Annotated in this window: 18 protein-coding genes; 9 read left to right on the top strand and 9 right to left on the bottom strand. The window is 43.1% G+C overall.

What is annotated here, in order from left to right; genetic code table 11:
• The first annotated feature begins 53 nt into the window (after positions 1–53).
• The gene (locus J0X14_RS04660; protein WP_207096580.1) at positions 54–1811 is read left to right on the top strand and encodes an aromatic amino acid hydroxylase; all 1758 of its coding nucleotides are present in this window, start codon (positions 54–56) and stop codon (positions 1809–1811) included.
• Here J0X14_RS04660 and J0X14_RS04655 read toward each other — a convergent pair.
• The 4 genes from J0X14_RS04655 to alaS are packed head-to-tail and all read right to left on the bottom strand — an operon-like array spanning position 1779 to position 6662.
• A complete protein-coding gene (locus tag J0X14_RS04655; protein ID WP_207096579.1) occupies positions 1779–2405 on the bottom strand; it encodes a DUF4230 domain-containing protein in 627 nt (208 codons plus the stop codon). The genes J0X14_RS04660 and J0X14_RS04655 overlap by 33 nt on opposite strands.
• Before the next feature lie 3 nt (positions 2406–2408).
• Positions 2409–3365, bottom strand: coding sequence for a GSCFA domain-containing protein (locus J0X14_RS04650; protein ID WP_207096578.1), 957 nt, complete (start codon positions 3363–3365; stop codon positions 2409–2411).
• A 15-nt stretch (positions 3366–3380) separates the two neighbouring features.
• The gene (locus J0X14_RS04645) at positions 3381–4037 is read right to left on the bottom strand and encodes a hypothetical protein (protein ID WP_207096577.1); all 657 of its coding nucleotides are present in this window, start codon (positions 4035–4037) and stop codon (positions 3381–3383) included.
• Positions 4038–4040: 3 nt separating this feature from the next.
• On the bottom strand, positions 4041–6662 hold the full coding sequence (alaS, locus tag J0X14_RS04640; RefSeq protein ID WP_207096576.1) for an alanine--tRNA ligase: 2622 nt from the start codon (positions 6660–6662) through the stop codon (positions 4041–4043).
• A gap of 123 nt (positions 6663–6785) precedes the next feature.
• On the opposite strand from alaS, the gene J0X14_RS04635 reads away from it, so the two are divergent.
• The 5 genes from J0X14_RS04635 to J0X14_RS04615 are packed head-to-tail and all read left to right on the top strand — an operon-like array spanning position 6786 to position 9928.
• Complete coding sequence (locus J0X14_RS04635; RefSeq protein WP_207096575.1) at positions 6786–7763, top strand: M23 family metallopeptidase; 978 nt, start codon at positions 6786–6788, stop codon at positions 7761–7763.
• Positions 7763–8092: a MerR family transcriptional regulator gene (locus J0X14_RS04630; protein ID WP_207096574.1), complete on the top strand. Its 330-nt coding sequence runs from the start codon at positions 7763–7765 to the stop codon at positions 8090–8092. Before J0X14_RS04635 ends, J0X14_RS04630 begins: the two co-directional genes overlap by 1 nt.
• A 24-nt stretch (positions 8093–8116) precedes the next feature.
• Positions 8117–8716: a LemA family protein gene (locus J0X14_RS04625; protein WP_207096573.1), complete on the top strand. Its 600-nt coding sequence runs from the start codon at positions 8117–8119 to the stop codon at positions 8714–8716.
• A gap of 2 nt (positions 8717–8718) precedes the next feature.
• Complete coding sequence (locus J0X14_RS04620; RefSeq protein ID WP_207096572.1) at positions 8719–9156, top strand: TPM domain-containing protein; 438 nt, start codon at positions 8719–8721, stop codon at positions 9154–9156.
• Entirely contained in the window at positions 9137–9928 is a 792-nt protein-coding gene (locus J0X14_RS04615; protein WP_207096571.1) for a TPM domain-containing protein, read from the top strand. Before J0X14_RS04620 ends, J0X14_RS04615 begins: the two co-directional genes overlap by 20 nt.
• Before the next feature lie 4 nt (positions 9929–9932).
• Here the strand turns inward: J0X14_RS04615 and J0X14_RS04610 are convergent, their stop codons facing one another.
• Positions 9933–10346, bottom strand: coding sequence for a nuclear transport factor 2 family protein (locus J0X14_RS04610; RefSeq protein ID WP_207096570.1), 414 nt, complete (start codon positions 10344–10346; stop codon positions 9933–9935).
• A 220-nt stretch (positions 10347–10566) separates the two neighbouring features.
• Between J0X14_RS04610 and J0X14_RS04605 the strand changes: the two genes are divergently transcribed.
• Positions 10567–16125, top strand: coding sequence for an alpha-2-macroglobulin family protein (locus J0X14_RS04605; RefSeq protein ID WP_207096569.1), 5559 nt, complete (start codon positions 10567–10569; stop codon positions 16123–16125).
• A 15-nt stretch (positions 16126–16140) separates the two neighbouring features.
• Positions 16141–18513, top strand: a complete 2373-nt coding sequence (gene pbpC / locus J0X14_RS04600) for a penicillin-binding protein 1C (protein WP_207096568.1) — start codon at positions 16141–16143, stop codon at positions 18511–18513.
• A gap of 65 nt (positions 18514–18578) precedes the next feature.
• On the opposite strand, the gene J0X14_RS04595 is transcribed toward pbpC, so the two are convergent.
• Positions 18579–19055 carry a hypothetical protein gene (locus J0X14_RS04595; RefSeq protein ID WP_207096567.1) on the bottom strand — a complete coding sequence of 159 codons (477 nt, stop codon included), beginning with the start codon at positions 19053–19055 and terminating at the stop codon, positions 18579–18581.
• A gap of 49 nt (positions 19056–19104) precedes the next feature.
• Positions 19105–20406 (bottom strand): ribosome biogenesis GTPase Der, encoded by a 1302-nt coding sequence (gene der / locus J0X14_RS04590; RefSeq protein ID WP_207096566.1) that lies wholly within the window; start codon positions 20404–20406, stop codon positions 19105–19107.
• A gap of 76 nt (positions 20407–20482) precedes the next feature.
• Between der and J0X14_RS04585 the strand changes: the two genes are divergently transcribed.
• Positions 20483–20986 carry a GTP-binding protein gene (locus tag J0X14_RS04585; protein ID WP_207096565.1) on the top strand — a complete coding sequence of 168 codons (504 nt, stop codon included), beginning with the start codon at positions 20483–20485 and terminating at the stop codon, positions 20984–20986.
• 4 nt (positions 20987–20990) lie between these two features.
• Here the strand turns inward: J0X14_RS04585 and era are convergent, their stop codons facing one another.
• Entirely contained in the window at positions 20991–21872 is an 882-nt protein-coding gene (gene era, locus J0X14_RS04580; RefSeq protein WP_207096564.1) for a GTPase Era, read from the bottom strand.
• The gene (locus J0X14_RS04575) at positions 21862–23226 is read right to left on the bottom strand and encodes an alanine/glycine:cation symporter family protein (RefSeq protein ID WP_207096563.1); all 1365 of its coding nucleotides are present in this window, start codon (positions 23224–23226) and stop codon (positions 21862–21864) included. The genes era and J0X14_RS04575 overlap by 11 nt, the downstream gene beginning before the upstream one ends.
• Between the last annotated feature and the right edge of the window lie 60 nt (positions 23227–23286).

Raw genomic sequence — 23286 nt, 5'->3', positions numbered from 1 at the left:
GTGAAAAACTCCTTCCCCTATTTCGTATATTTAAGTCGCATAAAAATTGACCGATGAGCTACGAATCAAGTCCCATATTGGACAAGTTGCCCAAGCACCTCAAACAGTTTATAAAACCACAACATTACGAGGCGTATTCCCCTATTGACCAAGCTGTTTGGCGGTATGTGATGCGTAAAAATGTGGATTATTTAAGTCGAGTGGCGCATAGTTCGTATGTGGATGGGTTGAAGAAAACCGGGATTTCCATCGACCATATTCCCAATATGTACGGCATGAACCGTATTTTGAAGGAAATTGGTTGGGCCGCTGTGGCTGTGGATGGCTTCATACCACCTTCAGCCTTTATGGAATTTCAAGCGTACAATGTATTGGTGATTGCTTCGGATATCCGCCAGTTGGAAAATATTGAATACACCCCAGCGCCGGATATTATCCATGAAGGTGCGGGACATGCGCCCATTATTGCCAATCCGGAGTATGCCGAATATTTAAGGCGATTTGGGGAAATTGGCTGCAAGGCGATTTCAAGCGCGAAAGATTACGAACTGTATAATGCGGTACGACATTTATCCATCATCAAAGAAGCGGCGGGTACACCTCAAGAAGAGATTGACAAAGCCGAAAAACACATTGAGCACCTCCAAAACAACATGGGTACCCCCAGTGAAATGGCCCTAATCCGAAATTTGCATTGGTGGACCGTGGAATATGGCCTTATCGGCACCGTGGAGAACCCAAAAATTTATGGGGCGGGTCTTTTGTCATCCATCGGGGAAAGTGCCTGGTGCATGACAGACAAGGTGAAGAAGCTACCCTACTCTTTGGAAGCAGCGCATGCCGAGTTCGATATCACCAAGCCCCAACCCCAGTTGTTCGTTACCCCAGATTTTGCCTTTCTGAGTCAAGTTTTGGAAGATTTTGCCAATACCATGGCTTTGCGAAAAGGCGGACTCTCCGGGGTTCAAAAACTGATTAATTCCAAGGAACTGGGCACGATTGAGCTCAGTACCGGATTGCAGATATCGGGGAATTTTAACAAGGTGATGGAACACGAAGGAAAACCCATTTACATCCAAACCAAAGGAGCAACGGCCCTAGCCTATCGAGAAAAAGAGTTGGTGGGTCACAGCATTGCCCAGCACGCGGATGGTTTTGGAACGCCCATCGGTAAATTAAAAGGCATCAATATTGCCATTGAGGACATGGGTCCCAGAGATTTAAAGGCCTATAAAATTTATGAGGGGGAAGAGGTGAAGCTGGAATTTGAAGGAGGTATAAAAGTTGAAGGCACTATCATTACCGGCACTCGAAACCTTCGCGGCAAGATTATCTTGATCACCTTCCAAAATTGCACCGTAACCTATGACGGACAAGTGCTCTTTCAACCCGATTGGGGACTCTACAATATGGCGGTAGGACAAAACGTGGTATCCGCTTTTAACGGCCCTGCAGATTTGGCCAGTTTTGACCTCATCACCCATGAGATTACAGAAACCACCATCAAATACAAAAAAAGTGCGGAACGCCAACAACTGGAGCAGTATTATTTGCAGATTCGTGAGTTTCGGGAAGGAAAAAACACCACCATCTCCCGAAATAAGGTCTTTAAGGCACTAGCAGAAAATCATCCTAATGATTGGTTACTTCCTGTGGAATTGTATGAATTGGCTAAAAAAGGCCATGATGAAGCGTTTCAGCAAGAAATTTTGGACCATTTGGAGTCCATCAAACAAAATAACCCCAAAGTGGGGCATTTGATTGATGATGGGATTGCACTAATCGACCACAGTTTTACGCAGGTCAAGTAATTCTTCTGTGGAATTGATAGGTTCTTCTCCATAAACCAAAGTCCAACCCAAGGAATTGGTCAACACATAAATTCGGGAAAGTTCGCTGAGCAGTCGATTTTCTGCATTGGACACCAGTGTAGAGGCTTCAATCTTTTTCAACAATGACTGGTTGACATTCTTTTTGATCAAATTATAATCCTCAGCTTTGAACGGGTTCAAATAATCTGCGGTAACATCATAATATTCAAAATCCGGGTTTATCTTGATTTCCGCTTCTGGAATTTGGATGATAGTGATCGTTTTGCTGACCTCATCCACCCCGTACGTTATTTTAGAGAGGTCGTAAGCAATGGTGACCTCAGCATTCGCCACCACCAACGCTTTTTTATCCGCTGTGACCAGGGAACCGAACAACTCACGCGAGTCTTTGTAGTTGTAGACTTCCACAAAATGACCTTCGGTCACGATGAGTTTGGAAACGTTCTTCAATTCCTGTTGAATGAGCATGGAACTCTCTTGTAGCAAAGTCTTACGCTCGCGCTCATCGGCACAGGATTTGTAGATCAAAACAGAGGCCAACGCGATGATGGCTCCAACCAGTACTTTCTTCATTTTTTAAAATTTCATGAAAGGATACCTCTCTTGAAGATACGTAATTTTTGACCGGAGAGATGTTTCAAACTTTTGGTGCGCCTCGGAATCTGGGTTAAACGGTCGGTGCAAAAGTCCTTTTTGAATGTTGTCCACCTCTTCCATTACACCATAGCAATCCTCATCAATCCAAACCGATTTGAACTTCTCCCAAATGTAATCCACAGCCAATTCATTGGGATGTACCAAATCCTTTCCGTAAAAACGGTAATCCCGGAGTTCGTCCATCATGATTCCATACGCTGGAAAGTAATTAAGACCTCTCGACTGCGCTCGAGGTGACAAAACCTTATGAAGTGCCGAAATAAGATGGGCCTTACTTTGTTGATTTTCCACAAAACCGTCCTTGAGGTGGCGCACGGGTGAAACAGTAAATATAAGTTGGGCCTCAGGATTGACCTCTGCCACCCTATTGACCAAGTTTTCCAGGCTGGTCGTTATGGTCTCAATAGACAATAATTCTTTGGAAAATTCCTTTTGTGGCACTTTATGGCAATTGGCCACAATTTTATTCGCCTTTTTATGGTGGTATACCCAGGCCGTTCCCAAAGTAATGATGATATGGGTTGCATTTCGCAATCCCAACCGGGTTTCATGGAGCTGTTGGTTTAGCTTTTGGAGTAACGCCTCTTGAGAATTGGCTCGAACCTCAGAATGAGCATCAAAACAATGCCAAATGCCATCCTGCTCAAAAACCTCAGTTTCCTTATAACACCATTCCTCCAAGGAACGTTGCACCAGATTTTCAATGGCAAGCGGATGAAATAGGATTCCAAAAGGATTTTGCAGTTGCTGAAACTTAAAATAGTTGAGTTTCTTCCCTATATTTTCCACAAAACAAGAGCCCATCAACAATAGTCTGCTTTGGTAATCAATGGGATTATTCGCCTTTTCTAAGGGAATGGTAGTTTGAAGTTTCATGGAAAGTAAGATACGTTATTTACAGTCATCAATGCTTTCCAGCATATCCTTGTACTGCATTTCCAACTGCTCTTCCAACTGTTTCATGATGGCCAAGGTGTTCATCAAATCCTGCATGGATTTGTTCCGTAAAGCTTCAGTGGCTTTGTTCAGTTCATTTTTCACCAAATCTTGGGTGCTATACAATTTCTGAAGATCGTAAAGGCAATCATAGCCAAATTCATGGAAAATCCCAGTTGATTTGGATACATCCCAAGCAATACTACTCAGGTCCGTAATTTCAAGATTGATGAAAGAATCAACATTATATTGGTAAAGCCCATCTCCCACGGATGTGGAATCTATTTTTCGAACAAACTCCGGATATCTTTTTACGAAGGCGTGCATGACTTCGGAGGAAGCTATTATCCTTCCGTCATCGTTTTTGATACTGTTCATCTCGGCAAAAAAAGCAGGGATTTTTTGGTTGGATTCATGATCTTTTACCAATTGCTCCAAGTTGGTTTCGATTTCCCCCTCAATTTTTTCCAGAGCGATTTCCTTGTTCTTCTGAATGGTTTTGGAGGCATTCCAATCGTTGAACCAAATGGCCAGATTAATGCCCACAAACAACAGAAAGATTTCTCCGAAGATATACTTCCAGTTGAACTCTTTTATGTTGAAGAATCTCATACGTTAGGTTGTTGCCAGAACAATCTCCTCGGCATTGGCCAAGGCAGCCGGGATACCATTAGGGTTTTTACCCCCCGCAGTGGCAAAGAAGGGTTGTCCCCCTCCACCACCTTGAATGTGTTTGCCCAGTTCCCGGACAATGTTTCCAGCGTTCAATCCTTTGTTGGACGCCAAATCCTTGGAAATGTAACAGGACAATATCGCTTTTCCATCATTTTCAGAGGCCAATAACAAGAATAAATCGTCAACTTGACCTCCCATGTCAAAGGCCAAATCCTTGATGCCGCCAGCATCCAAATCCACTTTTTTGGCCAAAAATTGAATTCCGTTGATGTCCTTCAATTCACCAATCAGTTCATTTTTGAGCCCTTTGGCTTTGTCTTTCAACAATTGTTCCACTTGCTTCTTCAAGGTGTTGTTCTCCTCTTGCAAACTGGCCACAGCTTTCACAGGGTCTTGGGAGGTATTCAACAAATCCTTGATTTCAAAAAGCATGCGGTTGTTCTTAAAGAAGAATTCCTTAGCAGCTTCGGAGGTGATGGCTTCAATCCGTCGGATTCCGGCAGCTACCGCACCTTCGGAAACAATTTTAAAATGCCAAATATCCGCGGTATTCTTCACATGCGTTCCTCCACACAATTCAATGGACTGCCCAAAGCGAACCGTTCGTACAGCATCGCCATATTTCTCACCAAAAAGGGCCATTGCACCTTGCTCCATGGCATCTTTAATCGGAATGTTTCGATTTTCTTGCAGCGGCAATTGGCCTTCAATCCGAGCATTGACAAAATTTTCCACTTCGCGGAGTTCCTCCACCGTCATTTTGGAAAAATGGGAAAAGTCAAACCGTAAATGTTTGGCGTGGACCGCAGAACCTTTTTGTTCCACATGAGTCCCCAATATTTCTCGAAGTGCTTGATGTAACAAATGTGTTGCGGTATGATTGCAGGCGGTATGGAATCGTTGTTCTTTGTCCACTACAGCTTTGAAGGTTCCCGAAACATCCTTGGGAAGGTTTTCCGCAAAATGAACAATCTCGTTGTTCTCCCTTTTGGTATCCACAATGTATACAACATCTCCATTCGGAGCTTCCAAATAACCCTTGTCACCCACCTGTCCACCACCTTCGGCATAAAATGGAGTCAAATTAAAGACCAGTTGATATTGATCCCCCTCTTTTTTGCTGCTTACTTTGCGGTATTTTACGAGCTTCACCTTAGCTTTCAAGGTATCATATCCCACAAATTCCTGTTCAGAATCCTGTTGTAGTACCGTCCAATCATCCTTGGACACTTCAGACGCAGCTCTGGAACGGTCTTTTTGTGCTTTTAATGCTTTTTCAAATCCTTCTACATCCAGCTGATATCCTTTTTCTTCAAGAATGAGCGATGTTAGGTCAATAGGAAATCCGAAGGTATCATAGAGTTCAAAGGCTTTTTCGCCATCAATAGTTTTGCTTTTTGATGACGAAATCACAGAATCCAACAACACTAAACCTTGCTCCAAGGTGCTCAAAAAAGAATTTTCTTCTTCCTTAATCACATTCTCTATGAGTTGGTGATTTTTGGGAAGTTCCGGAAAGGCTTTTCCCATTCGTTCACTCAACACCTTTACCAATCGATAAATAAACGGCTGTTTGGTATCCAAAAAGGTAAACCCATACCGAATGGCGCGCCGCAATATCCTTCGAATAACATACCCTGCCCCGGTATTGCTCGGTAATTGTCCATCGGCAATGGCAAAGGCCACGGCACGAACATGATCGGCCACTACACGGATAGCTATATCGGTCTCTTCGTTTTTTCCGTATTTATGTCCTGTGATGGTCTCAATTTCACGAATCAAAGGTGTAAAAACATCCGTATCGTAGTTGGATTTTACATTCTGCAACGCCATGCACAAGCGCTCAAAGCCCATCCCGGTATCAATATGTTTTTCAGGAAGATCTTCAAGCGACCCATTGGCTTTTCGATTGTATTGGATAAAAACCAAATTCCAGATTTCTACCACAAGCGGGTGATCTTGGTTCACCAAAGTAGCTCCGGGAACTTTCGTTTTCTCTTCTTTGGAACGAAGGTCCACATGGATTTCAGAACAGGGACCACAGGGACCTTGGTCTCCCATTTCCCAAAAATTGTCTTTTTTGTTCCCCATGATGATACGGTCTTCAGGAACAATGGCTTTCCACAAATCGTACGCCTCTTGGTCCAAATCCAAGTTATCATCCTCACTCCCTTCAAAAACCGAAACGTAAAGGCTTTCCTTGTCTATTTTGTAAACCTCCGTCAGCAATTCCCATGCCCATTGGATGGCTTCCTTTTTAAAATAATCCCCAAAACTCCAGTTGCCCAACATCTCAAACATGGTATGATGGTAGGTGTCTTTGCCCACTTCTTCCAAATCGTTGTGCTTTCCACTAACCCGAAGACATTTTTGGGTATCAGTGACTCTTTTTGACTTTGGAACAGAATTTCCCAAGAAAAACTCCTTAAACTGGTTCATGCCTGCATTGGTGAACATCAACGTGGGGTCATTCTTCATCACCATAGGTGCCGATGGCACTATTTTATGGTTCTTTTCTTTAAAAAAGTTTAAAAATTGAGTCCTAATTTCTTGGGATGTCATTGAATTCCTAGGGTTTTCTTAAATTTAACACTTTAAACAAAACAATTTTTATATTTGCTTGTTTTGATAAAAATAGCCTGCCCGTTGGCAGATAAGTGAGCAAAAATAGGATAAAATCCCTTCATGTCTAAAGTTAAGTACTATTACGACCCGGATACACTTTCCTATCGGAAAATTGAGCCGAAGAAATCTAAACGATACCGGAATCTCTTTCTGTTTCTGGTGGGTTCGGCCTTGTTTGGTTTTCTAGGTCTCATTATACTATTGAACACAAAATGGGTAAATACGCCCAAGGAGCTTTCTTTGGAACGTGAAGTACGAAACTATGAACTCCAATATGACATCCTGACCCGGAAAATGGAGCAGATGGAGCAGGTCTTGGCCAATATTGAAGATCGCGACAATAACATTTATCGTTTGTACTTTGAGGCCAATCCCATTCCAGAAGAGCAGCGAAAAGCAGGTTTTGGAGGAATCAACCGATACAAATCCTTGGAAGGTTTCAATAACTCTGAAATCATCATAAATGCTACACAACGGTTGGACATTATCCAGAAACAGATGGTGATCCAATCCAAATCGTTGGACGAGATTGCCAAACTGGCGGAGGAAAAGGAGAAACTCTTGGCTTCCATTCCTGCCATACAACCCATAAACAATGAAGACCTTACCAGAATGGCTTCTGGTTACGGATGGCGTTCGGACCCCTTTACCAAAGCACGAAAAATGCACTGGGGGATGGATTTTACCGCTCCACGGGGTACGCCCATTTATGCTTCAGGAGATGGAAAGATAACACGTGCCGACAATAGATCATCCGGTTACGGAAAACACGTTCGCATAGATCATGGCTATGGTTATATTTCATTATATGGCCACATGAGCAAGTATAATGTTACGGTAGGCCAAAAGGTGAAAAGAGGAGACCTCATTGGTTTTGTTGGCAGCACCGGTCGTTCCGAAGCCCCCCATGTTCACTATGAGGTGTTCAAGGATGGAGAGCGAATCAATCCCATTAACTTCTACTACGGAAGTTTAACAGCGGAAGAGTTTGAAAATATGCTCAAGTTTGCCAATCAAGAGAACCAATCCTTGGATTAATGCACGTAGATCTTCCCGAAAAACGGTACTATGGCATTGGCGAAGTAGCCAAAGCATTTGGGGTGAATACTTCCCTGATTCGGTTTTGGGAAAAAGAGTTTGATGTGCTCCAGCCCAAAAAAAATGCCAAGGGCAATCGGAAATTTACACCACAGGACATCCACAACCTTCAATTGATCTATCATTTGGTAAAGGAACGTGGCTTTACCTTGGAAGGTGCTAAAACCCATCTGAAAGAAGAAAAACAGAAAACGCTTTCCACCTTCGAAGTCGTTCAGAAACTCCAAAAGGTAAAGGCCGAACTGTTGAAGATCAAGGAACAGCTATAATCAGAAACACTAAAACCATAGAAAATGAAAAAATGGCTAATCTCGTTAATTGTAATTGCAATTATAGCTGTCGGAATATTTGGTTGGACCAAAAGCTTCTACAACAAGACTATTAATCTGGAAGAAACTACTAAACAAGAATGGGCCAATGTGGAAAGCACGTATCAACGACGGAGCGATCTCATTGGAAACTTGGTCAAGACAGTTCAAGGGGCGGCCGATTTTGAACGAGGCACCTTGACAGATGTCATTGAAGCGCGGGCCAAAGCTTCATCTGTAAATATTGATCCCACAAATATTACCCCTGAACAATTATCTGCTTTCAACGAAGCTCAAAGTGGTCTTACCAATGCACTTAGTAGGTTGCTTGTAGTGGTTGAACGTTATCCTGAGCTGAAGGCCAATCAAAATTTCTTGGAACTGCAATCCCAGTTGGAAGGCACGGAAAATCGAATAAATATAGCTCGCGACAAGTTCAATCAATCTGTTCAACCTTATAACGAACATGTACGCAACTTCCCTAACAATTTGTTGGCTAATATTTTTGGATTTGAAAAAATGACATACTTTGAAGCTAATCCCGGCGCAGAGAACGCCCCTGATGTTAATTTTGACTTCGATTAGACATGTCGCATGTTGAAGAGTTTTTAACCGCAGAAGAGGAACGGGAAATCATCGATGCCATTTTGGAGGCAGAGAAGAACACTTCCGGAGAAATTCGTGTGCATATTGAGGGTGTCGCCAAAATAGACCATTTTAGCAGGGCCCAGCAACTGTTTCATTTCCTCAAAATGGACAATACCAAAGAAAGCAACGGCGTGTTGATCTATGTTGCTGTCGACGATAAAAAATTTGTAATCTACGGCGATACCGGCATTGACCGTGCTGTTCCCAAAGGGTTTTGGAACACCACTAAAGACGTCATGGCTTCCCACTTTAAAAAAGGACAGTTTAAACAAGGTATTGTTGAAGGCATCTTGATGGCTGGAAAGGAATTGGAATCCCACTTTCCATGGGACCATAATGACACCAATGAGTTGAGTGATGCTATATCCAAAGGCTAGCCTTTTTGTACTTGCTTTTTTATGTGTTTCCATAAGCTGGGGGCAGTATACCATACCCGAAAAGCCCAAAAAACAGACCAGCGTCTATGATTATGTAAACCTCCTATCTTCTTCACAAAGCAATGCACTGGAACAAAAATTGATTCGGTATTCCGATAGTACCTCAACCCAGATTGTAATCGCCATCATCAGTTCCACTGAAGGAGAAAACATCAACTATTTAGGAGCGCAATGGGGCCAAAAATGGGGCATAGGTCAGGCTGATAAAGATAACGGCGTACTCGTGCTTCTGGCCAGGGACGATAGACGAATCGCCATCAACACCGGTTATGGAGTTGAAGGTTCCCTCACCGATTTTATGTCCAAACGTATTATTGAATCCGTTATCATACCTGAGTTTAAGAAAGGGGATTACTATACCGGCTTGGACAAAGGCGCAGACGCTATTTTTCAAGTACTGAACGGGGAATTCAAAGAAGACCGTTCATTTGACCGAAACTCCGAATTTCCAAAAAAAATGTTCTTTCTCATCATCGTCTTCATTGTGATTATGGTCATTCTTTGGAGTCGTAAAAACAAGGGCGGTGGCAAAGGTGGTGGACGCCATGGTAGAGGTTTGGATATTTGGGATATGATCATCTTGAGCAATATGGGGCGTAGCTCTGGCTCCTCTGGTGGTTTCGGAAGCGGCGGTTTTGGTGGTGGAGGCGGTTTCAGTGGCGGCTTTGGAGGCGGCGGATTTGGAGGTGGTGGTGCCTCGGGAGGGTGGTAGTCCCCTAATCCACTTTTCTATAGAAAATCTTGCTCACAATCTTCCATTCCCCATCAACTTTCAATAGATTCATAAAATCGATAAAGGTGAAATCGGGATAATCAATTTCCAAACGGGCATTGGCCGCGTTTCCAGCAATGGTGATGTCTGCTATCCTAGTTTTTCTATTTTGCTTAGGGCCTGGTTTCATACCTTTTTGAAAAAAATCAATGGCGTTTACCTCGGTGTAGCCATCTTGCCCTATAAACTTCATGGTAGCCGTTTCATGGAAGGCCTTTTTTAAGGTTTCAAAATCATTGTTGGTCCCTCCATCCAAATAGTAATTTACAGTTTGTTCAACCAGTTGATAATCCGACTGGGCTTGCGTAGTTCCAAAAGCTAATACTGATAAAAAAAGGAGAATGTGTTTTGGCATCATGATGTGATTGTTTTTTGATTGTTGTTGATGGAATGAATATATTTCTTTTATCACTTCATCCTTCTTAGAAAAATCATAAATGTTTCACAATGAGAAATCTTTACCAGAACATCCATTCGTAAATCCTAATGCACCATCCGTAAAACAGAACAAGCCCCCTATCTATTTTTGGCTATCTTGGCTTTGGCTAAATGTATTGTGTAATTAATTCCTTTTTGACATGTCAAGGCTTCTCAGAATTTCCATTGTTTTTCTATTGATTTTTGTTGTCTCCTGCAAAAAAAAGACGGGTAAAGGCGAAACGGACAACCTGTTTAAATTCAAGGATTACATTAGTTACCACACCCACGGAAATCAAAGCATCTCAACCCCCATTAAAATTGTTTTGGCCCAACAATTGACCCAATATGAGGTGAATCAAGAACTTCCTGCGGAGTACCTCAAAATTTCGCCAAGCATTGAGGGAACATTGATGATCGAAAATGGCAGGGAACTTACCTTTCAGCCTTCCGAATATTTAAAACCCGATACGGAGTATGTAGTTACTTTATCCTTGAACAGACTCATGGAGGACGTTGAGAGTGATTTTAAAAAATACACTTTCAGCTTTAAGACCATCTCGCCAAACTTTAAAATCAATCTAGGCAACCTACAATCTTACAGCCGGGAATGGCAATATTTGACTGGGACCTTGGATGCCTCCGATATTTTGGAAGCCTCTAAAATCAACAGTGTGCTCTCGGTACAACAAGACGGCAAGAAGGTTTCGGTAAAATGGGACAACACCTCCGATAACGCCCAATACTACAGTTTCAAAATCGACAGTATTTCCCGTAAAACAGAAGATGATGAGCTTACCATCAACTGGACGGGAAAAACATTGGGCATTGACAACGAAGGCTCTGAAAAATATAACATTCCGGGACTCAACAAATTTGTAATCGTGGATGCAAACACCTCCTCTGCCCCAAATGCGGTTTTGACCTTGAATTTTTCCGAACCCTTGCAACAAAGCCAAAACTTGAATGGGTTAGTGACCATTGAAAATGCTGAAAGCCTTAGATACGAAATTGATGGCAATGTGCTCAAAGTCTATCCTTCCAACCGTATTTTGGGCGAAGTTCGGGTGAATGCCTTTGAAGGCATAAAGAGCGAATACGGCTTTACACTAAGCAAAACCTTCTCAGAGCTGGTTTCTTTTGAGCAATTGAAACCCAATGTCCGATTGATTTCCAAAGGTACTGTTTTACCCAATGCAGCATCAACACCCATTTATTTTGAAACCGTGAACCTCTCCGCCGTGGAGGTACGTGTTATTCAGGTTTACGAAAATAATATGCTGCAGTACCTTCAAAATAATAATTTTGGTACGGAATATTTATCCGATTTAAGACCCGTGGGTCGTAGGGTGGCCTACAAAATCATTCCACTATCTGAAACGGGGGAAGAAAATTCCAGTTACTGGAAAGCCCATGCCCTGGACCTTTCCGAATTGATTAAAATTCATCCAGGATCGTTGTACAGGGTCGAGTTCAGCTTTAAAAAAGAACATACTACCTATGATTGTGGTGATTCCGAAGCCATCGAAGAAACATCAATTGACTATGCCTCGCAAAATTCCAATGATGAGGCTTTGGAAGAGCGCTACTGGGATAACGAGATTTATTATTGGCGAGAGTATGACTATAATTGGCAAGAACGTGACAATCCATGCCATTCGGCCTATTATAACGACACTCGTATCGCCTATACCAACCTGTTGGGCAGTGATTTGGGGCTCATTGCCAAAAAAGGGAACAACCGATCATACCATTTTGCAGCCACCAACCTATTGACAACCAAACCTGAGGCCAACACCAATATCAAACTATACAATTACCAACAACAATTATTGGGAGAGATAACCACTGACGCTTCCGGATTTGCAGTTTTTGACAGCGATAAAAATATTGCCTTTGCCGTGGCCCAAAACGGCAACAATTTTGCCTATGCCAAATTAATGGATGGCAATGCCCTTTCCCTAAGCAAGTTTGATGTTTCTGGGGAAGAACTGCAAAGCGGACTTCAAGGCTTTATCTATACCGAAAGAGGGGTGCACCGACCAGGCGATGTGGCCCACCTAACCTTTGTTTTGGATGACTCGGCCAACCCATTGCCTAAAGGTCATCCTGTAACATTGGAGGTCACCGATGCCCATGGCAAATTGGTGCAGCGCAATGTACTTACAGAAGAAACCCTTCCAGTATCTGACGGCTTGTACGCCAAAAAGGAGGAAAAATTCTATTATTTCCCAGTTCCCACCCAAGCCAATTCCCCAACCGGAACGTGGAATGCCAAAATTGTGGTAGGAGGTGCCCAATTCAACAAAAGTTTAAAAATCGCAACCGTAAAGCCCAATCGCTTAAAAGTGGACTTTTCGTTTGATGATGAAGTTTTGACCGCCAACTCCAACAATCGGGGGAAAGCCACTGTACAATGGTTACATGGCGCTCCTGCCCGCAATCTTAAAATCGATATCAATGCCACCTTAAAGCAAACCAATACCGCTTTCCCAAAATTTAAAGACTACGTCTTTCAAGATCCTGTGCGTAGTTTCAACGAGACCGAATTGCAATGGATTTCCTCCAAATTGGATGCCAATGGCGTTTTAAACATTAATGAAAAAATCAATGTGAATGGCAACGCTCCTGGAATGCTTCAGGCTACATTTACCACCAAGGTTTTTGAAGGTGGTGGCGATTTTTCCATCGATGTATTTTCCAAAAATTTGGCTCCTTTTTCCCATTTTGTGGGGCTTCGCTCTCCAAAAGCACGCCAATATGGTTCTTATTTAACTGATGAAAACACCTCTTTTGATGTGGTCAGTGTGGATTCCCAAGGAAACACATCCAGCAATCGAAAACTAAAAGTCCAAATTTTTAAAATTGAATGGCGTTGGTGGTGGAACCGGGGTTACGACAATCTCTCCCGATACGAAAATGCCACCGTGCATCGTCCCTTCAAAGAAATGAGCATTACCACAGGTGCTAATGGAAAAGCCAATTTCAATATTAATGTCCCTGATGGCGATGGAGGGCGATTCTTGATTCGGGTTATTGATGAAGTTTCTGGCCACGCAACAGGTCGTACTGCTTATTTCTATCGCAATTGGTGGCGAAGACCGGCTTCCAACGACACTGAAAGTTCCAAAATCCTCATTTTCTCAGCGGATAAAGAAAAGTACAAGTTGGGTGAAGAAGCTATTGTCACCTTCCCTTCAGACCGAGGTGGCCGTGCCCTAATCAGTATAGAAAATGGCACCGAAGTATTGTCCCAGCAATGGATAGAAACTTCGGCCAAAGAAACTAAGGCCACAATTCCCATTACAGCTGAAATGGCACCGAATGCCTTTATCAATATTTCATTGCTTCAGCCACACGGACAAGTGGCCAACGATTTACCCATCCGACTATATGGGGTAGTCCCGCTTTTGGTTGAGGACCCAGCTACGTTCTTGGAACCTCAGCTTTCCATGCCAGATATCTTGGAGCCAGAAAAATCCTTTAAGGTGACCGTTTCCGAAGCCAATAAAAAAACCATGACGTATTCCTTGGCGGTTGTGGATGAAGGACTCTTGGATTTGACCCGTTTCCAAACCCCCGATATCCATAGTTCTTTTTATGCAAGACAGGCACTTGGGGTAAAAACCTTTGATATTTTTGATGATGTTATGGGCGCCTATTCCATCAGTGTGGATAATATCTACGCTATTGGTGGCGGTGGCATTGGTGCTGGTGCCGAAAACAGAAAAGCACAACGGTTTAAACCTGTGGTCACTTATTTGGGCCCATTTACCCTAAAACCCGGTGAAAAAGCCTCACACACCATAAACATGCCCAATTATATGGGCTCCGTCCGTACCATGGTTGTGGCAGGTAACCAAAACAGCGCCTACGGCAATACCGAAAAAACTACGCCTGTGCGCAAACCGTTGATGGTATTGACTTCTATTCCAAGGAAACTATCTCCCGGAGAAATGGTAACCATTCCCGTGACGGTATTTGCCATGGAGTCCAAAGTGAAAAATGTGAAAGTTTCCATCAATGCGGGCAAGGCTTTGGAGCCCATTGGTGATACGTCTAAAAATATTACGTTCAATTCGGTTGGAGAGCAGATTGTGAATTTTGATTTTAAGGTCAATCCGGCAGCTGTATTCCAAACCATAAAAGTGACCGCTTCGGGCGCTGGGGAAAGTGCCAGCAGTGAAACCGAAATTGATGTCGAAAATCCTAACCCCATCACCACACGAAGCGAATTATACACCATTGATGCCAATGGTTCCCAGACCATTTCCATGGAAACTTTTGGTACTTCAGGCACCAATGAGGCCTTTATTGAATTTTCCACCTTACCCCCAATGGATTTCTCAAAGCGGATGGATTATTTGCTCCGCTACCCCCATGGCTGTGTGGAGCAGACCACATCAGCAGCATTTCCGCAATTATTTTTGGGGGATGTGCTGGACATCACTTTTGAACGAAAAAAGAAAATCGAAGAGAATGTGAAAGCCGCCATCCGTAGACTGGGCGATTTTCAAACCCCAAGTGGCGGCTTAAGTTATTGGCCCGGCTATGGCAGTGCCGATAATTGGGGAACCTCCTATGCTGGTCATTTTATGTTGGAAGCCAAACAACAAGGCTACCAATTGCCATTAACTTTCTTGAGCAACTGGTTGAGATACCAGAAAAATGCTGCCCGCCAATGGAGCAATGCCGCTACCAACTACAATAATGATATTGCACAAGCCTACCGTTTGTACACCTTGGCATTGGCACAACAACCCGAGTTGGCTTCCATGAACCGACTTCGTGAATCCAAAAACTTGAGCAATGAGGCAAAATGGAGACTAGCGGCTGCCTACGCTTTGGTGGGCAAGAAGGAAGTGGCTCAAGCTATTGCACAAAAGGCGAACATTAATTTTACACCCAACAACTACAATTATAGAACCTATGGTTCTGTATTCAGAAATAGAGCAATGGCATTGGAAACCATGGTAATTTTGGGTAATGCCCAACAAAGGGAAATGGCAGTTTCCTTGGCGAAAAACCTTTCCTCCCAAAGCTGGTACAGCACCCAAGAAACAGCCTTTGCCCTCTTATCCATGGCAAAAATGGTGCAAAAAAATGGCGGAAAGTCCATCGATTTAACCTTTACCAACAATGGTAAGGAAGTTTCAGTAAAAACCGATAGGGCCATTGCGCAACGAAGCATTACCATTTCATCATTCAAAGAGGAAATTCAGGTGAAAAACAAGCAAGGAAACACTATTTATGCCACCCTAACGCAGACTGGGAAATTACCTGTAGGCGAAGAATTGGCCCAGCAACAAAACCTAAACCTTTCTGTCGCGTATTTGGATGCCATTGGAAATTCCATCAATGTGAATGAATTGCGACAAGGCACCGAACTTCAGGCCCAAATTACAGTCTTTAACAGCTCCAACGATTATGTGGACAACTTGGCCCTGACCCACATTGTTCCCAGTGGATGGGAAATTGTGGATACTTCGTATACGAATGGCGATAATCCCAATGCCACTAAAGCCGATTACGTGGATACGCGGGATGACCGTACTCATCTGTATTTTGACCTTGGTGCGAGAAAATCCAAGACTTTTACCATTAAGCTGAATGCCTCCTTCTTGGGCGATTACTATTTGCCCGGAGCTCAGGTTGAAGCCATGTATGATAACAACTACCAAGCACGGAACAAAGGAAATTGGATAAAAGTGGTGCAATGATGTGATAGGATTTGAATGAAGGATTTTTGGTCGCCAGTAAAAAAGAAAGCAGCAAACCACAAAATCAAGCTGGGTGTTTTAGGCATCCTCTTGGTTTTGTGGTTGGTCTGCCTACCCAAAAATCTGTTTGAAGACCCAGCCTCAACGGTGGTCAATGCTGCTGATGGGAGTTTGATCGGAGCTCGGATTGCCGATGATGGACAATGGCGGTTTCCACAATTGGATTCCATCCCACACCGATTTGAGCAATGCATTTTGTTGTTTGAGGATGAATATTTTTACAAACATCCGGGCTTCAATCCCATTTCCATTATCAAGGCCCTTGGTCATAACCTCACTAAAGAGACCAGAAGGGGCGGGAGTACCATTACCCAGCAGGTCATTCGGTTGAGTCGAAAGAATCAAAGTCGTACTTATTGGGAAAAATGCATTGAGATTTTTATGGCCACTCGCTTGGAATTACGTCACTCCAAGTCAGAAATTTTAAACTTGTATGCCTCCCATACCCCGTATGGTGGAAACGTGGTAGGATTAGAAACTGCCGCCTGGCGATACTTTGGGATTCCGGCTCACGAACTCAGTTGGGGACAATCCGCGGCACTTGCCGTATTGCCCAACGCCCCTGCCTTGATTTTCCCTGGACGAAATGAACAAGAATTCCTCGAAAAGCGAAACCGACTACTGGAAAAGTTAAGGGATAAAGGCACGCTAGACCAAACCACGTATGATTTGGCGGTGGCCGAACCACTACCCCAAAAACCTTTCCCGTTACCTGATGTTGCTCCGCACCTCACTGAACGTATTCGGATTGAACATCCGGGAGAGCGAATCACCACTTCTATTCAAAGACCGTTGCAGCAACAACTCAACTTGTTGGCAGAACGCCATTATCAGCAATTAAAAAGCAATGAAATCCACAACTTAGCCATTTTGGTCTTGGATGTGGAATCCCGAAAGGTTTTGGGGTATGTGGGGAATTCCCCTTCGGGAAAAGCACATGGCAATTATGTGGATATCATTACTAAGAATCGGAGTACCGGCAGTACGTTGAAACCCTTTCTATTTGCATCATTGTTGGATGAAGGTCAGGTATTACCCCATAGTTTAGTGGAAGATGTCCCCACCGTCATTAATGGGTACAACCCTCAAAATTTTGATAAAAAATATGCGGGGGCCGTTCCAGTGAGTCGGGCACTCTCTCGTTCGTTGAATGTTCCTGCAGTTCGATTACTACGAGAATATGGACTCCAAAAATTCTATAACAAGCTCCACAAAATGCAAATGGAATCCCTAGATAAGCCCTCATCGTATTACGGATTATCGCTAATTCTTGGCGGAGCGGAAAGTTCCCTTTGGGAAGTCACCCATACCTATGCTTCGCTGGCATCCACCTTAAATCATTTTGTAAGCAACAGTAGCACCTATTTCCCAAATGAGTTTGTGGCACCCACCTATTTAGCAAACCAAACCATTGATTTTGGCGAGCAACGGTTTGACCCTCCTATTTTGGGAGCTGGGGCCATTTATAGCACGTTTCAATCCATGTATGAGGTCAACCGCCCTGAAGGGGGTGAGAACTGGCACTTTTTTGATTCTTCCCAGCCTATTGCCTGGAAAACAGGCACCAGTTTCGGCTTTAAGGATGCTTGGGCCATTGGGGTGACCCCAAAATATGCCATTGGGGTCTGGGCCGGAAACGCAGATGGTGAAGGAAGACCCGGACTAACTGGAATCACTGCAGCAGCACCATTATTTTTTGATGTTTTGGATGCGCTGCCTCACAGCGGTTGGTTCCCAGAACCTTTTGATGATTTAGTGGAAATGGAGGTCTGTGCCGAAAGTGGGTATCGTGCTTCTTTATATTGCGATACAACGAAAAAAGAATTCGTCCCCACCCACGGTACCCGAAGTGGGCCTTGCCCCTATCACCAGCAATTGTTTTTGGATGCTTCGGAAAAATTCAGGGTGAATTCGGATTGCTATCCACTGGAAAACATGGTGACTAAAAACTGGTTTGTACTTCCTCCGGTTTTGGAATACTATTATGCTACTTCCAATCCCAATTACAAGCCCTTACCGCCCTATTTGCAAGGATGTTCCTCCTTGGAAAACCAGCGTATGGAATTTATGTATCCAAAGAAAAATGAAGCGGTGCTCCTTCCTAAGGATTTGGGCAACACCACTTCAGACGTTATCCTGAAATTGGCCCACCAACAATCTGACTCCGTAGTGTATTGGTATTTGGATGAAACTTATGTGGGCAAGACCGAAAATTTCCATGAACTCCTTTTGGACATTCAACCGGGGGAATATACTTTAACGGTAGTGGATAGCGAAGGAAACCGGATGCAGCAACAGATGGAAGTAAGACGTGCTTCGGGGGATTGATTGTTTAATAAAGTTTTGGCAGTTTAATATTTTAATCATTTTGCCAAAAACCCACATCGAAATTATTAATTGAAAACCTGTTCAGCTACACCCATAAAAACAAATATCCCTCCATATATAATGAAACATATGTTGTCAACAAATGTAAGTCTCCTGTTATCCCAAATATCTATGGAACCCTTATTAGGTGCAACTAGTTCCATTTCCTGAAACTTAAATGAAATAACTCTCAGCAATTGAAATAATAATAAGAATATCCATGTGTACCTTAAAAATCCTGAGGCTGGCCCTCTAACAAACATGAACTTCTCAATACCAGAAATTTCATAATATAAAACTATATCCAATAAGGAGATTATAGTCCAGATTATCCAGACATTAAGTTTTCTTAATGACTTGTAATTGAACAAATAAAGAAAAAGAGGAGTTAAATACGCATAAAACAAAACCATCTCCTTAGTTATCAAACCGTAGGGGTCAAAATATATTATCAAGCTAATTGCGACGTAGATGAAAATAGAATAGAAATCCCAATTGTCCATACGTTTAACATAAAATAGATTCCTATTTGCCATCGGGTTAAATCATTTACTATTTCTTCCGCATAAAAATGGTGATGGGCACTCCCGTAAAATCAAAATGTTCCCGGAGTTTGTTCTCCAAAAAGCGCTTGTAGGGATCACGAACATATTGCGGCAAATTGCAGAAAAAAGCAAACTGCGGATAGGGTGTCGGTAGTTGTGTACAAAACTTGATTTTCACATATTTTCCCTTGTAGGCCGGAGGCGGGGTATGCTCAATAATGGGTAGCATGATATCGTTCAATTTTCGGGTCACGATTTTCTTTGAACGGTTTTTATAGACCTCCACTGCGGTTTCAATCGCTTTGAAAATCCGTTGCTTGTTCAATACCGAAATAAAAAGAATAGGGACGTCCTCAAAAGGTGAAATAGCTTGTTTTATCTTGGCGGTATACTCCTTTACCGAATTGGTTTCCTTCTCCACCAAATCCCATTTATTGACCAGAATCACAATACCCTTATTATTACGCTGGGCAAGCCAAAAAATATTCTCTACCTGTCCGTCGAAACCTCGGGTCGCATCCAACATTAATATACAAACATCACAGTGCTCAATGGCCCTCACGGAACGCATTACGGAGTAAAATTCCAAATCTTCCTTCACTTTGGATTTCCTTCGAATACCTGCGGTATCCACCAAATTGAACTCAAACCCAAACTGATTGTATTTGGTATCGATGCTGTCCCGTGTCGTACCTGCTATATCGGTCACAATGTAGCGGTCCTTCCCAATCAAAGCATTGATAAAGGAGGATTTTCCGGCGTTGGGCCTACCCACCACGGCGAAACGTGGGAGTTCACTCTCTTCTTCAATTTTTTCAGGAAGCACCTTGACCAAGGCATCCAAAAGGTCTCCCGTTCCACTACCGTTAATACTGGACAACGTGAAATACTCTCCCAGCCCCAAAGCATAAAACTCAACGGCGTCTGCCATTCGCTGGGCGTTATCCACTTTGTTCACGGCCAAAAAAACGGGTTTATCAACCTTTCGTAACAGCTTGGCCACATCTTCATCCATTCCGGTTACGCCAGACTCCACATCCACCATAAAAATGATGGCATCCGCTTCATCAATGGCCAACTCTACCTGCTTATCGATTTCTTTTTCAAAAACGTCATCGCTTCCTAAGACATAGCCGCCCGTATCAATCAAAGAAAATTCTTTGCCGTTCCAGTCGCTTTTTCCATAGTGACGATCACGGGTGACACCACTCACGGCATCCACGATGGCTTCCCGACGCTGAATCAATCGATTAAAAAATGTAGACTTTCCTACGTTGGGTCTCCCCACAATGGCCACAATAGCTCCCATCTGCCTTAATTTTTGGCAAAAGTACCATTTATTATGAAGAAAAAATGATACCTTTTTTCATCTATTTCAATATGTTATGAGCGATTTCACCAACGAAATTGTATTGCGTCCCCGATTTCAGGTCGCCCTAAAAACCGATATGGACCAATTAAAAGCCATTTTTGACCAATCGGAAGAAGAATCTTTTGTGATCAAACGGTTGGACGAACATATCTACATTAAGTTCCGGAACTCAGAAAATACCTTTTGGTCGCCCCAACTGCATTTGGAACTTACTTCATTTGAAAAGGGTGTGAGTAAAATCCATGGGGTTTTTGGCCCCAATCCAACGCTTTGGACATTTTTTATGTTCCTGCATTTTGGGGTGGGTACTCTGTTTATCATCTTAGGCATTTTTGCGTATTCCAATCATTCTTTGGGCAAAGATGTCACTTTTTGGATGGTGGGCATGTTCTTTTTGGTGGTGATTTGGTTTTCGCTCTATGCTTTTGGCCGCATGGGGAGAGCCAAGGGAAAACCACAAATGGAGCAGTTAAAAACATTTATCCGAAAGAAGATTTCTGGGTTTCAGCAGGGGTAGCCTTTTAGCCGTTATACCCAAATCGCCGGAGTTGTTGGGAATTGCTCCGCCAGTTTTTGTTGACTTTTACATAGAGTTCGATGTGGACTTGTTTATCAAAGAATTTTTCCAAGTCTTTTCGGGCCTCCACTCCTACTTTTTTTAAGGCACTTCCCTTATGTCCAATGATGATTCCTTTTTGGGTATCGCGCTCCACCATAATCACGGACCGAATTCGGATGATGTTATCATCTTCCAAAAATTCTTCGGTCTCTACCTCCACGGAATACGGAATCTCCTTTTTATAGTGAAGTAATATTTTCTCGCGAATGGTCTCATTGACAAAAAAACGTTCGGGTTTATCCGTTAATTGGTCTTTGGGGTAATACGGAGGTGCTTCGGGCAACAATTCCAAAATTCGTTCAAAAACTTCCCTTACATTAAAGTTTTCCAAGGCCGATATGGGATGGATTTCCGCCTCGGGCAACAAACCTTGCCAGTGTTGCATTTGTGCTTCCAAGGCTTCTTGATCCGAAGTATCAATCTTATTCAGTAATAGCAAAACGGGAATCTTACTGTTCTGTATTTTTTTGAAAAACGCTTCGTCCTTCAAAGCCTTTTCCCCAATTTCAACCATATAGAGCAATACATCAGCATCTTCAAAAGCGGATTTTACAAAATCCATCATGGAGGTCTGAAGCTCATAAGCAGGTTTAATGATTCCGGGAGTATCGGAAAGGATCACCTGAAAATCATCCCCATTCACAATGCCCAAAATTCGATGACGGGTGGTCTGTGCCTTGGAGGTGATTATGGACAGTTTTTCGCCCACAAAGGCATTCATCAAGGTGGATTTACCCACATTGGGATTACCGATAATATTTACAAAACCTGCTTTATGCGCCACCTTGTTTCATTTTTTGAAGGTATTTTTTTGATGCTTCATTCACCTTTGGTGAAAGATACAATACGGCTATCATGTTGGGAATCACCATGAGGGCGTATGAAAGATCTATAAGATTCTTCACCAATTGTAACGAAGCCACTGCTGCAAAAATAATCATGATTACGAAGAAAACATTGTACCATTTGCCAATTTTGGGCGTGGTCAAAAAGGAAAGGCTCTTTACCCCGTAGTATGAATAGGTAAACAATGTGGATAGTGCAAAAGCCGTAACAATCACCATCAAAAGGGTATCTCCAAAGCCAAAGAGGGTTTTCTCAAAAGCGGACATGGTCATGGTGATTCCACTACCGTCCTCAAGATAGGCACCACTCAAAATAATCACCACAGCAGTAAACGTACAGACCATTATGGTATCGATAAAAGGGCCCAACATGGCCACCAGTCCTTCCTTGGTAGGTTCATCATTCCTGGATTGACCATGATACATAGGCGCACTACCCAAACCTGCTTCGTTGGAAAACATAGCTCTTCGTACCCCAATAATCACCAAGCCCCAAAATCCTCCCGTAACAACAGTATCAAAATTCCAAGCTTCAACTAAAATCATTTTTAAGGCTGGAATCACTTCGGAAGCGTTGTTGATCATCACAAACAATACGGCAAGCAGATAAATCCCTACCATAAAGGGTACAATAGCCGAAGCTACCTTAGCTATTTTTGAGAGACCGCCGAAAATTACAATGGAGGTAACAATTGCCAAAAAGAAACCAATACCCAATTTCCAGTTGAATTCACTGGTCGCCAAAAGTGTTTCATGAGGTTGCACTACACCCATAAAGGCTTCAGTGAATTGATTGGCGGTAAAGACCCCTAAAAATCCGAAAAGCCCACAAATACTAAAAAATATGGCCATGGGTTTGGCCCATTTCCCCATGCCTTGGGTGATATAAAACATAGGGCCTCCCTGAAGTTTTCCGTCGGGGTCCGTTGCACGGAACATGATGGCCAGGCTGCCAGAGTAAAACTTGATGCCCATTCCCAAAAGCGCCGTCATCCAAATCCAAAATACCACACCGGGTCCCCCATCGTGAATGGCTATGGCTACGCCTGAGATATTTCCCAATCCCACTGTAGCTGCAACCGCGGCTGACAGCGCTTGAAAGGAAGTCACATCCCCTTTGGCATTTTTATCATCATACTTTCCCGATACCACGGCAATCGCATGGCCAAAATACCGGAATGGTACAAATTTGGAGTAAAATGCAAGAAAAAGTCCACCTCCAATCAGCAGGATGAACATGGGCCACTCCGTGTAGGGCAGCATGGAGGATATAAATTTGTTGATGGCTTCCATAAAGTCAAAAATCCGAATTTATGGATTTTAGGCTGGATTGCCCCCAATGATATTAGGAAT

It is taken from the genome of Allomuricauda sp. CAU 1633 (genome assembly GCF_017313225.1).
In the GTDB taxonomy this organism is placed as follows: domain Bacteria; phylum Bacteroidota; class Bacteroidia; order Flavobacteriales; family Flavobacteriaceae; genus Flagellimonas.
The sequence above is the reverse complement of the archived record's forward strand: the minus strand, read 5'-3'. Positions and strand labels throughout refer to the sequence as shown.